The organism is Streptomyces populi, assembly GCF_002911015.1.
In the GTDB taxonomy this organism is placed as follows: Bacteria; Actinomycetota; Actinomycetes; order Streptomycetales; family Streptomycetaceae; genus Streptomyces; species Streptomyces populi.
On record NZ_KZ626840.1, the window covers coordinates 247,825 to 259,593 of the forward strand.

Annotated in this window: 11 protein-coding genes; 5 read left to right on the forward strand and 6 right to left on the reverse strand. The window is 71.3% G+C overall.

Translation table 11 applies throughout. The annotated features are described in order from the left end of the window. Position 1: 1 nt before the first annotated feature. Together CW362_RS01170 and CW362_RS01175 are read right to left on the reverse strand one after the other, a co-directional pair. Complete coding sequence (locus tag CW362_RS01170) at positions 2-829, reverse strand: alpha/beta fold hydrolase (protein WP_103547335.1); 828 nt, start codon at positions 827-829, stop codon at positions 2-4. Between the two features lie 423 nt (positions 830-1,252). Then, positions 1,253-2,131 (reverse strand): GntR family transcriptional regulator, encoded by an 879-nt coding sequence (locus CW362_RS01175; protein ID WP_103547336.1) that lies wholly within the window; start codon positions 2,129-2,131, stop codon positions 1,253-1,255. A 298-nt stretch (positions 2,132-2,429) separates the two neighbouring features. Here CW362_RS01175 and CW362_RS01180 point away from each other — a divergent pair, with 298 nt between their 5' ends. Then, a complete protein-coding gene (locus CW362_RS01180; RefSeq protein WP_103547337.1) occupies positions 2,430-3,872 on the forward strand; it encodes a cellulose binding domain-containing protein in 1,443 nt (480 codons plus the stop codon). A gap of 89 nt (positions 3,873-3,961) precedes the next feature. Further along, a complete protein-coding gene (locus tag CW362_RS01185; protein ID WP_103547338.1) occupies positions 3,962-4,414 on the forward strand; it encodes a hypothetical protein in 453 nt (150 codons plus the stop codon). 115 nt (positions 4,415-4,529) lie between these two features. Here CW362_RS01185 and CW362_RS01190 read toward each other — a convergent pair whose 3' ends face one another. The 4 genes from CW362_RS01190 to CW362_RS01205 all read right to left on the reverse strand — a co-directional run bounded on the left by CW362_RS01190 (position 4,530) and on the right by CW362_RS01205 (position 8,692). Next, positions 4,530-5,456, reverse strand: coding sequence for an SGNH/GDSL hydrolase family protein (locus CW362_RS01190; protein ID WP_103547339.1), 927 nt, complete (start codon positions 5,454-5,456; stop codon positions 4,530-4,532). Positions 5,457-5,682: 226 nt separating this feature from the next. Then, positions 5,683-6,333 carry an acetoacetate decarboxylase family protein gene (locus CW362_RS01195; RefSeq protein WP_206300820.1) on the reverse strand — a complete coding sequence of 217 codons (651 nt, stop codon included), beginning with the start codon at positions 6,331-6,333 and terminating at the stop codon, positions 5,683-5,685. Then, on the reverse strand, positions 6,330-8,042 hold the full coding sequence (locus CW362_RS01200; protein ID WP_103547340.1) for a GMC oxidoreductase: 1,713 nt from the start codon (positions 8,040-8,042) through the stop codon (positions 6,330-6,332). The genes CW362_RS01195 and CW362_RS01200 overlap by 4 nt, the downstream gene beginning before the upstream one ends. After that, a complete protein-coding gene (locus CW362_RS01205; RefSeq protein WP_103547341.1) occupies positions 8,042-8,692 on the reverse strand; it encodes a TetR/AcrR family transcriptional regulator in 651 nt (216 codons plus the stop codon). The genes CW362_RS01200 and CW362_RS01205 overlap by 1 nt, the downstream gene beginning before the upstream one ends. Before the next feature lie 238 nt (positions 8,693-8,930). Here CW362_RS01205 and CW362_RS01210 point away from each other — a divergent pair, with 238 nt between their 5' ends. The 3 genes from CW362_RS01210 to CW362_RS01220 all read left to right on the forward strand — a co-directional run bounded on the left by CW362_RS01210 (position 8,931) and on the right by CW362_RS01220 (position 11,573). Beyond that, positions 8,931-10,268 carry an NAD(P)-binding domain-containing protein gene (locus CW362_RS01210; RefSeq protein WP_103547342.1) on the forward strand — a complete coding sequence of 446 codons (1,338 nt, stop codon included), beginning with the start codon at positions 8,931-8,933 and terminating at the stop codon, positions 10,266-10,268. A 262-nt stretch (positions 10,269-10,530) separates the two neighbouring features. Continuing rightward, positions 10,531-11,046, forward strand: a complete 516-nt coding sequence (locus CW362_RS01215; protein WP_103547343.1) for a SigE family RNA polymerase sigma factor — start codon at positions 10,531-10,533, stop codon at positions 11,044-11,046. Positions 11,047-11,054: 8 nt separating this feature from the next. After that, positions 11,055-11,573 carry a hypothetical protein gene (locus tag CW362_RS01220; protein WP_103547344.1) on the forward strand — a complete coding sequence of 173 codons (519 nt, stop codon included), beginning with the start codon at positions 11,055-11,057 and terminating at the stop codon, positions 11,571-11,573. Positions 11,574-11,769 lie beyond the last annotated feature (196 nt).

Sequence of the window (11,769 nt, forward strand, 5' to 3'; positions counted from 1 at the left end):
TTCAACCGCGCGCGAACTCCAGCAGGTCGGCGTTGAACACCTCGGCGTACTTCGGCACCATGGCGAGGCCGTGGGGAGCGCCCGGGTACACCTTGTAGACCGCGCCCTTGACGAGCTTCGAGGACTTGTCGCCGGAGGCCACGACGGGAACGATCTGGTCGTCGTCACCGTGCACGATGAGCGTGGGGACGTCGATCTTCTTGAGGTCCTCGGTGAGATCGGTCTCGGAGAACGCCTTGACGCAGTCGTAGGCACCCTTGACGCCCACGGTCATGCCCCAGAGCCAGAACTCGTCCCGCGTCCCCTGGGTGACGGTCGATCCGTCACGGTTGGCGCCGTAGAACGGGGCACTGAGGTCCCTGTAGAACTGCGACCGATCGGTCTCCACGCCCTTGCGGATCTCGTCGAAGACGTCGATCGGCAGACCTTCGGGATTCTCCTGCGTCTTGAGCATGAGTGGCGGGATCGCGCCGACCAGGACCACCTTGGCCACCCGGCCGGAGCCGTGCCGGCCGATGTAGCGGGTGACCTCACCACCGCCCGTCGAATGGCCGACCAGGATGGCGTCCCGGAGGTCGAGGGCTTCGATGACCGCCGCCAGGTCGTCGGAGTAGGTGTCGAGGTCGTTGCCGTCCCAGGGCTGGTCGGAGCGTCCGCCGCCGCGCCGGTCATGGGCGACGGCCCGGAAGCCGTTGTCCGCCATCAGTTTCATCTGGGGGTCCCAGGCGTCCGCGGTCAGCGGCCAGCCGTGGGAGAAGACGACGGGCCGGCCCGACCCCCAGTCCTTGTAGAAGATCTGCGTGCCGTCCTGGGCTGTGGCGAAGGGCATGTACGGTCCTCTCGAATCTGGTCCGGACTTCCGCGCCTCACGCGATGCCGGCACCCGCTTCGGGCCTGCCGGCGCCGCCGTCGGCCGACGCGTCGTCGGCGATACGTACGGCGGCTGCTCCCGCGACGGCCCACGAGTCCCCTGCCACACGGCTTCCGTGCCACGCCGCGTTGCGGCGGCGGACGCAGGGGGGCGACAGGGCGACCGACGGCACGAGACGACCGGAATGGACACTTTGTCCACATCACGCTAGCCCAGGTACCCCTCCGCGTCGCGGCGGGCGGACACCGGCCCCGCGCCCCGGAAGGACTGACCCGTCAGAGCGATCCCGCCGCTTCCATCGCGCATGGTGCCGTGACCTCCCGCACCCTTCCGCCGCATCCGGCCGTCGACGCGATGACCGGAACGGCCTGCTCGCTCCGCTCAGGAACCCGGACCCCCCTCGCCGCTCCGCCCGAAGAGACCGCCGGCCACCACACCCCTGGTGGAGAAGGTGACGGGTTCGCCCGGCAGGGAGTCCCCCGGCGGGATCCCCGGATGGTGACCGTCACCGGGCGACGGGCGTCCGGAGCGGGGACCGAGGGCCAGCCGGGAGACGATGCGGTAACGGTCCCCGCGGTAGATCGAGTGGACGTACTCCACCGGCCGGCCCGAGGCGTCCGAGGTGAGGCGCTCGAACAGCAGGGCCGGGGACAGTTCCGGCACGTCGAGCAGGCCCGCCTCGTCACGGGTCAGGACGGTGGGCTCGATCGACTGGACCGCTTCACCGACCTGGATGCCGTGCCGCTCGCCGAGGTGCTCGTACAGGTCGCCGTTCTCCAGTTCGTCACTGGTCAGGTCGGGCACGAGGTCGGCGGGCACGTGCAGGTACTCGATGGCCATGGGCGAGCCGTCGACGAGGCGGAGCCGTGCCACGTACCGGATGTCCGCCGCGGGGGATATGCGCAGCCTGCGGCCCACCCGGGCGCCGGCGGACACCGTGCTGAACTCCAGGAGTCTGCTGGTCCAGGTGCCCGCGGCCCGGGGCAGGCTGAAGGTCCGCCGGTCCGGGACGAGTTCCTGGGTGATCTTCTCGGCGGCCACGAACATGCCCCGCCCGTGTTCCCGCACCAGGAGCCCGGCGACGACGAGTTGATCCACCGCGGCCCGCAAGGTGGGCCGGGAAACCCCGAGTCGTGCGCAGAGTGCGCGTTCGGAAGGGATGGCGTCGCCGGGTCGGCGCTCCTCGATGAGTTCGAGGATCGTGTCCCGGACCCTTTCACGCTTGAGTACCGCGCGGGAGGCGGCGGGATCGATCTCCATGCGGAACCCCGTTCGTCGTCGGTGCCGGCCAACTGGTACAGCTCCCGACCCTAACTGGTCCGCTGGTCAGAGGAACCGCTTCCGCGCCTCTTCGCCCAGTGGGCCACACACATCATCCCGTCCAGTCAAATCCCCTTGCCAACAATGGGGTTGACGCACGCATTGGTCTATGCCACTTTCAGGCCAACGCCAACTGGTAAGAACCACTGGCCAACTGGTCAAGCACGGCATGTCTCCTCGCGTTCCTGAGCACCCCCACCTCCCGCGGTCGGCGGGAGCCCCACCGAAAGGAACCAACATGAGCAACCGTCCCCTCTCGGGCCGCCGCCGCGTGGCCCTCGCCCTGTCGGCCCTCCTGGGCGGCACCGCCCTGGTGGCCGTTCCCATGTCCGCCCCCGCCGCCGCGGCCGGAGGACTCGCCGTCCAGTACCGCACCAGCGCGAGCGGAGCCACCGCCGATCAGAGCGAACCCTGGTTCAAGGTGCGCAACACCGGTTCCGCCGCAGTGCAGTTGAGCCAGGTGAAGATCCGCTACTACTTCAAGGCGGACTCGGCGAGCGCCACCTACCGCTTCGCGTGTTCCTGGGCGGTCAAGGGATGCGCCAACGTCACCGGCACGTTCGGCACCCTGGCCCACCCCACCGGGACCGCGGACAGGTACCTGGAGATCGGCTTCACCTCCACGGCCGGATCGCTGGCACCGGGCGCGGACACCGGTGACATGCAGCTGCGCTTCTACCAGTCGAGCTGGCAGCCCGTGAACCAGGCGGACGACTACTCCTTCAGCGGTGCGCAGACCTCGTACGCGGACTGGAACAAGGTCACCGCACAGCTCGCCGGAGCCACCGTGTGGGGCACCGCGCCCGAGGGCAACGACCCCACGGATCCGACCGATCCGACCGATCCCACCGATCCCACGGACCCGCCCGGCGGCGGCCAGGCGCTGTTCGACGACTTCAGCTACTCGTCGTACACCGACCCCGCGATCTCCGCGCACGGCTGGAACGTCCGCTCCAACTCCGGCGGCCCCGGCGTCCCCGGCGCGACCTGGGACCCGTCCAAGGTCACCTTTCCCACCGTGTCCGGCAACAAGGTCATGAACCTGGAGACCTCGACCGCGGGTACCGGCGAATCGACCCGGCAGACCGAAGTCCTCACCAAGAGCATGAAGTTCAAGAACGGCACCTACGCGGCGCGGGTGAAGTTCGCCGACGCTCCGAAGTCCGGCCCGGACGGCGACCACCTGGTGCAGACGTTCTTCACCATCAACGACCTCAAGGCGCCGATGGCCGACGACTACGCCGAGTACGACTTCGAGTACCTGCCCAACGGCGGCTGGGGCGAGCCGGGCGACATCCTCTACACGACCTCCTGGGAGACCTACAACCCCGACCCCTGGCAGGCGGTCAACCAGCACACCGAATCACGCCAGAGCTACGCCGGCTGGCACGACCTGGTGCTCACCATCGACAGCGGCAGCATCAAGTACTACATCGACGGGCAGCTCTTCGGCACCCACGACGCCCAGTACCTGCCCGAGCGGCCGATGTCGATCAACTTCAACCAGTGGCTGATCGACCTCGCCGGACAGACCTCGACCACGGCCCGCGCGTACGACGAGCAGGTCGACTACGTCCTGCACGTCAAGGACCAGGTCCTCACCCCGGCCCAGGTCTCCTCGAAGGTGGCCGCCTACCGGAGCGCCGGCACCGCGTTCGTGGACGAGGTGCCGACTCCCTGACGCGGCGGGCGAGCACGGTCACGTCCCGGTTCCAAGTCGAGCCGGGACGGGCCGGGTTGGACGCCTCGTCGCCGGTGCACATATGGGGTGTGGAATGGACCAACTTTCTCAGCACCACCATAGGTGCGCTCATCGCCCTCGCCGCGTCGTGGCTGGCGGAACGGCGGCGATGGCAGCGGGACAGCCAGGTGCGCAGCAGGGAGGACCGCCGCGCCGTCTACATCGCGTTCCTCAACGCCACCGCGGAGGCCAGCGAGACCCTCTTCAGCATCGCTCGCGGTCACGACCGTGACGAGGGGTCGCTCTCCCGGGCCGGAACGGTCCTGCGTGACAGCCAGACGCTGGCCCGTCGGCTGGAGCTCGCCCTCGTGGCCGACGATCACATCGTCCGGCAGGCCGCTCTCACCGTCACCACGCTGCGCGCCTACCGCGACGCCGTCGCGCAGGGACTCGCCCTCGAGGCCGAGGAGGTCCAGCGCGCCCGCGACGCCTTCAACGAGCAGCGCGACCGTCTCACCCAGCAGATGCGCGGCACGCTCTGACCGCGGACGCGTGTCTGGCGGTGGTGCCCGGGCCGGCCCCGCGGGCCCGGCCGGCGGACGCGTGGGCGTTCGCCGGGCCGGGCCCGTCACGGACGGGGGCGTCGGGCGGAAGCGGTCAGCGGTGGTGGGCGGTCCCGTGGTTCAGCTCGGCCAGCACCGCGCGCGCCATGGCCTCCTGGCCCTTGGCGTTGGGGTGGGCCGGAGCAGCGGGCGAGGCCGGGCGCAGCGGCTCGATCCAGCGGTCGGCGGGTGCCTTGCACATGTCGTGGCCCACGGTCGGCCTGTAGGTGTCCACGTACTCGGCCCGGTTCAGGAACGCCACCGTGCGGAGCATCAGGTTGAACCGCTTGCTGGTGTCCCGCAGATAGGGGAAGTCCTTCGCGGCGAACGGCACCGTCGGATAGCAGCCGCTGCCGTCGTCGGGCAGGAGGTCGGGGTAGCCGACGACCACCACGCGGGCGTGCGGCGCCCTGGCGTGCACCTCACGCAGCACCCGGGCGACCTTGGGAGCCGTCTGGAGGATGTTCACGGTGAGCTGGTCGTAGCCCGCGGCGCCGTAGTACTGCTGGCAGGGGTTGCCCGCGAGGTCCTTCGAACCGAGCGCGGCGCAGGTGGAGATGATCGGGCCGAAGCCCATGTCGTTGCCGCCGATCTGCAGGGTCACCAGGTCGGTGTTCCGTTTCACCGCGTCCAGCTGGGGTCCGTTGGTCCCCTGCGCCTTCCACATCTCGTCGGTCTTCGCACCGGAACAGCTGACGTCCGTGAACGAGGCGACCTTGCGGGCGGACGCGGTGATCGAGGGGTAATTGTGGTCGGACCGCGCGCAGTTCGCGTCGATCTGCTGGGGGATCAGGGGCCCGGACGTGTAGGAGTCGCCGAGCGCGACGTAGTCCACGCCATGGCCCGGGTGCCTCTCGCCCGCCTGGACGGGTGCCGCCGCCGCGACGCCCGCGACGAGCGCGCAACTGCTCAGCGCGGCCCCCAGCGCCAGGGCGCCCCGCCGCCCTGGAACGCCGCTCTCCGGACGCGTGTGATCGTTCATCGTGTCCCTCCCCTGAAGCCGTGACAGCCTGTCGAACGGGTACCGGCGTGACGCGGCGCACGGGATCACGGCGCCGCGGCAGACCGGGCGGCTCCTGCCCGGCAGACCCAACCTGGTCTGTATACCGGCCGGTAGGCCGCCGGAACAGGGTTTGATCGCCCTCCACTTGTCCAACTCTCATCAATCCGCGCACCGTGCCGGTGCGACGCGTTCCCGTACCGACCGCCTACGGTGCGGGGGCCGGACGCACGAAGGTCCGGGGCGCGGTGTCCCCGAACCGGATGGTGAAGTCGTTCAGGGCCAGGCTGAGCAGGGGCCGGCGCCGGCTCAACTCCCCCAGAGGGCTGTCCTTCTGCGCGATCCAGTGGGCACGTGCCGTCCGTACCGCGGAGCGCGAGCGGACGGAGCTGGTCTTCAGCACCCCGTCGAGGTTCTGCGCGACGCGATAGGTCAGGGGCCAGCGGCCCGGTATCCGGCGGCCGGGTTCGAAGGCCGCGGTGGCGAGGACGTCCTTCTCCGTCGCGGCTCCGGCCCGCAGGCCCGCGGTCCGGTCGATGTCGAAGTCCGCCATCTCCTTGGGGATGCCCCACAGTTCCCGGCCCCCGGCCATCGAGGCGGCGCTGTCCACCCAGATGTCGGTGATGCAGACGCGCGGGCGGCGCCCGTCCCGTACGAGGACGGCCCGGAGCAGTTCGTTGTAACGCAGGACGCTGTCGTTCTCGTAGACGACCCAGGCCGCGCCGACCGCGCCGCGCCCGGCGACGGTGACCGGCCGGGTGCCGTCCGCCACCGGCGGCAGTTCGCGCTCCGGCACCAGCCACAGCGACAGGTACATCTGGCCGGCCAGGTGCCAGGGTTCCTCGGGGTAGCTCGTCACGGGGTGTCCTTTCCTGTGGGGGGAGCCGGCAGCAGGGCGGCCGGTGCGCCGGCGGGCACGGCGGGGTGCCTCGGCGGTACCGGCCGCACCCGTCGGTAGGGCAGGCCGGGTGCGGGCCGCGGGTCTTCCTCCCCGCGGTTCGGCCACAGGGCGACGGCCCGCTCGGCGAGGGCGGTGATGGTGAGGGAGGGGTTCACGCCGAGGTTCGCCGAGATCGTGGAACCGTCGATGACGTGCAGACCCGGATGTCCGTGCAGCCGGTGGTAGGGGTCGACCACACCGGTCTCCGGGTCCTCGCCGACGGTGCATCCGCCGATGAGGTGTCCGGTGGTGGGGATGTCGAACAGATCGGCCCAGGTGCCGCAGGCCTGGCCGCCGATGCGCTCGGCCGCCCTGCTGGCCGCCCGGTGTCCGGCGGGTATCCAGGCCGGGTTGGGGGTGCCCTCGCCGGGACGGCTGGTCAGCCGCCTGCGTCCGGTGAGGGTGCGCCGGAGGTACGTCGTCACGGAGTTGTCGAGGGACTGCATGACCAGCAGGACGACGGTCTGCTGGGACCAGCGGCGCGGGCTGTGCAGGCTCGGCAGGTCGCGCAGGTTGCGCGCCATCGCGGCCAGACCGGCGAGCAGCCGGGAGCGGCCGGGGACCGGGTCGACGAGCATCGCGCCGAGCAGCCCGAGCAGATTGCTTCCGCGGCCGTACCGGACGGCTTCGACGTGCGTGTTCTCGTCGAGGTGCACGGAGGAGGTGATGGCGACGCCGCGGCTGAAGTCGGTGCTCCTCTCCCGGGACCGGACACCGAGGACGGCCTCGGAGTTGGTGCGCGTCAGCCGGCCGAGACGGGGCGACACCTCCGGCAGGGAACCGCTCTCCCGCAGCCGGTGCAGCAGCTTCTGGGTGCCCAGGGCGCCCGCCGCGAAGACGACGTGCCGGGCGGTCAGGGTCCGGCTGCGGCGCAGCGGGCCCGTGCCGGTGCGTACCGAGGTGACGGCCCAGCCCTCACCGTGCCGGGTGACGTCGGTGACCGTGCGCAGGGCCAGCACCTCGGCACCGGCGCGTTCGGCCAGGCCGAGGTAGTTCTTGGGCAGGGTGTTCTTCGCGTTGTGCCGGCAGCCCGTCATGCAGGCGCCGCAGTGCAGACAGGCGTTGCGGTCCGGCCCCGCTCCGCCGAAGTAGGGGTCCGCGACGCGGGCGCCGGGTTCCGTGCCGGGCGGTCCGAAGTGCACGCCGACCGGCACGGTCCTGAAGGTGTCCGCGCGGCCGAGGTCGTCCGCGGTGTCCCGCAGGAGGCGGTCGGCGTCGGTGAACAGCGGGTTGGGGGTGACGCCGAGCATGCGGCGGGCCCGGTCGTAGTAGGGCGCGAGTTCGCCGCGCCAGTCGGTGATGTCCGCCCACGCCGAGCCCTGGAAGAAGGCCCCGGGCGGCTCGTAGAGCGTATTGGCGTAGCCGAGGGAGCCGCCGCCGACGCCCGCGCCGGTGAGGACGAGGACGTCGCCGAGCAGGGTCATGCGCAGGATGCCCGTGCAGCCGAGGCGCGGGGCGAAGAGGTAGTCCCGCACGTGCCAGGACGTACGGGGGAGGTCGGCGTCGGCGAAGCGGCGGCCGGCCTCCAGGATCCCGACGCGGTACCCCTTCTCGGTGAGGCGCAGCGCGGTGACGCTGCCGCCGAACCCGGAGCCGATGACGAGCACGTCGTAGTCGGGTGTGTCCATCAGGGCCCCTTCGGTACGAAGTCGGCGAGGAGCGGGCCGAGCAGGCGCGCGATGTTGGCCCGGCGGACTTCCGGGTGCTCGCCCACGAGGCGTACCGGACCTTCGAGGCCGGGTGTGTGGACCGCGAGGGCGAGGTGCGGCAGCAGGACGAGCAGCAGGGACAGCAGGGCGTCGACGTCGGCGTCCTCGCGCAGGTCGCCGGTCTCGACCGCCCGCTCGGCCAGCGGGCGCAGACCGGCGAGGTAGATGTCCTGCACCGGAACGCGTACGGCGTTGCGGACGGCCGGGTCGAGCTCCATGTTGGTGGCGGCGGTGACCCCGCGTTCCAGCGGATGGCTCGCGAAGTAGTCCAGCCACGCCTCCAGGGCGCCGGCGAGGTGACGGGAGAACTCCGTGGAGCCGTCGTACCCGTCGAGCCAGGGCCGCATGGCGGCGTGGACGCGCAGGGAGGTCTGCTCGGCCACGTAGGCGAACAGGTCGAGTTTGCCCTCGAAGTACTGGAACAGCGAGCCCTTGGCCACGCCGGCCTCGCGGGCGATGACGTTGAGGCTTCCGGTGGAGTATCCGTGGGTGCCGAACTCGTCCATCGCGGCGACCAGGACCCGTTCGCGGCGCGCCGGTGACAGACGGGTCCAGGTGGAAGTGGGCATGCGTGCTCCTGCGTATGACCGGGCGGTCATGTGACCGCCCGGTCATCGTCGGCGCGGTGAACATGCCCTGTCAACGAGTCCGGCAGGAAACGCGCTTCCGGGCAACACCGTTGAGCTGCGAAGGTCCGAACTCCCGCACATGTCAAGGTCATTGACACGGCGGTCGCCGCACAGCAGCCTGTGACCACCCGGTCATGTGACCGGGTGGTCATGGGCGTGGCCACAGGAAGGGGCGGACATGGACAGGGTGTGTGTGATCGGGGCGGGCTCGTCCGGGATCGCCGCCTGCCAGGTGCTCGCGGCGCGCGGGATCGCGTACGACTGCTACGAGACCGGATCGGAGGTCGGCGGCAACTGGCGCTATCTGAACGACAACGGGATGTCGTCCGCCTACCGCTCGCTGCACATCAACACCTCGCGCCAGATCATGGAGTACGCGAGCTTCCCCATGCCGGAGGACTGTCCGGTCTACCCCAGCCACTTCCACATCGCCCGGTACTTCGACAGCTTCGTCGACCATTTCGGGCTGAGGCCGTCGATCGCCTTCCGCACCGAGGTGGTGCGCGTGGACCCCCTGCCCGGCGGACGGTGGGGCGTCACGGCCCGGCACCTGGACTCGGATGAGACCTCGGAACGGGTCTACGGGGCCGTCCTGGTCGCCAACGGCCACCACTGGAAACCCCGTTGGCCCCGGCCTGCCCTCCCGGGAGCCGAGGACTTCACCGGCACGCAGACGCATTCGCACGACTACCGGACCCCCGAACCCTTCGCCGACAAGCGCGTCCTCGTCCTCGGCATCGGCAACTCGGCCTGCGACATCGCGGTGGAGACCTCACGGGTGTCCCGGCGCACGGTCCTCGCCATGCGCCGCGGCGCGCACATCCTGCCCAAGTACCTCTTCGGCGTGCCCACCGACCACCTCACCGGTTCCTGGCTGGCGAGGGCTCCGCTGTCCGTGCAGGAGCAGGGCCTGCGGCTCCTGCTGCGGCTCAGCCGGGGCCGGCTGGAGGACTACGGGCTGCCCGCGCCCCGGCACCGCGTGCTGGGGGCCCACCCCACCATCTCCGACGACCTGCTCTCGCGCCTCGGCCACGGCGACCTCACCGTGAAGCCGGCTCCCGCACGACTGGAGCGCGACCGGGTGGTGTTCGAGGACGGGAGCACGGAGGAGATCGACGCGATCGTCTACTGCACGGGCTACGACATCGCGTTCCCGTTCCTCGAGGACGAGGTGATCGATCCGTCCGACAACGACATCGACCTCTACCACCGGGTCGTCGCGCCGGACCGCCCCGGCCTCTACTTCATCGGACTGGTCCAGCCCCTCGGCGCGATCATGCCGCTCGCGGAGGCGCAGTCCCACTGGGTGGCGGACCTCCTCCAGGGCCGGTGCGCGCTGCCCGTACCGGAGCGGATGCGCCAGGAGACCAGGGCGTACCGCGCGGGACTGGCGCGCCGTTACGTCGCCTCGAGGCGGCACACCATCCAGGTGGACGCGGGGGCCTATCTCAGGGAGCTGAGGACGGAGCGGCGCAAGGGCGCGGCCCGGGTCCGGCGGGGGGCCACCGGCCGCTGAGGTCTCCGTGCGGAACGGCCGTCGGCCGGGGCCACGGCCGTTCCGCACGCGTACGCCGGGCACCCCCTCCCGGCACCGGCTCGCTCTTCGGCGTGCTCCTCGTCCTGTCGAGCCGCCGGAACCGGAACCCGGCCCGTCGCCCTCTCCCCCGCGCCTCGATCTCACCCTGCGTGACCCAGATCACGTGACGCATGCGCATAGCGAGGCACCCGCCGACGTCTTTCTCCAGGTGTACGAGCCGGCAAGTGCGGGGACGGTGCGGATGGAACAGGCAAAAGCCGAAGGGACCGACGGCTTCGACGGGTTCGTCGCGGCCCGCTGGTCGGCGTTGTTCCACCTCGCCCGCCTGCTCTGCGCGGGTGACCGGCACCGTGCCGAGGATCTGCTCCAGGAGGCCCTGGTCAAACTCTGGTTCGTCTGGCCGAAGGTGGCCGACGAGGCACCCGAGGCGTACGTACGCAAGATCCTGGCCCGCGCCGCCGCCCGCTCCGCACGGCGGCGGTGGTGGGGCGAACGCCCCGTGGAAGCACTGCCGGACCTCGCGCACACCGGCGACGAGTCCGCGGCCGTCGTGGAACGGTCGCGCCTCGAGGCGGCCCTCGCCCAACTGCCGCCCCGGCAGCGGGCCGCCGTGGTGCTGCGCTACTACCAGGACCTGCCCGAGAAACAGGTCGCGGAGGTCTTGGGCTGCCCGCTGGGCACCGCCCGTTCCCACGCGTCACGTGGTGTGGCGCGGCTGCGTCAGATCCTGGCGGACGTCATCGAGCCGGTGGGGTGAAGGGAAGAATGGATCACTTCGAGCGGGAGTTGGCGCGGATGATGCGCGACGCCCAGGAGCACACCCCCTTCGAGCCCGCGCAGCAGAACGGTCTCCGGGCCGGCGTACGCGCCCGCCGCCGGGTCCGCGCGGCACAGAAGGCCGCGGGCTGCGTCCTGGTCGCCGCCGGGATCAGCGTCGGCCTGTTCCTGCTGCCGCACGCCCCGGACCGCGACCGGCCCCTGGGCCCCGCGCCGCGGCCCGCGACCACCCCCGTCTCCCCGTACGCCACCCCGTCACCGACCCCGACCGAGTCGGCCACCGCCACCACCGAGGACACCGCCGGGGTCTCGGGTCCGCCCGGCACGTCCACCACGACGGAGAGTCCGGCGTCGGGCTCCACCGGTCCCGGGGACGGGGGGACGGCGACGACCGGTGCGCCGCCCACCACCGAACCGGCGACGTCGAGCGGGACCCCGACATCTTCGACGTCTTCGCCACCGCCGTCGGGCCCCGGACCGTCATCGTCCGGGACCAGCGCCGGGTAAGCCCGGCACCACCTCCTCCGGCACCCCTCCCACACGCACCGCACTCACCGTCCGCACCCTGTCGGCGCGGTTCGGCCGTGCGTGTCTTCGGCCTGCCCCACGGCAGCGAACAGAACAGGACGCACCATGACGAAAGCATCGCCACCCGCCCCCGCGGCCCACGGGAACCTCCCGGGCTTCGAAGGCCTCGAGAACG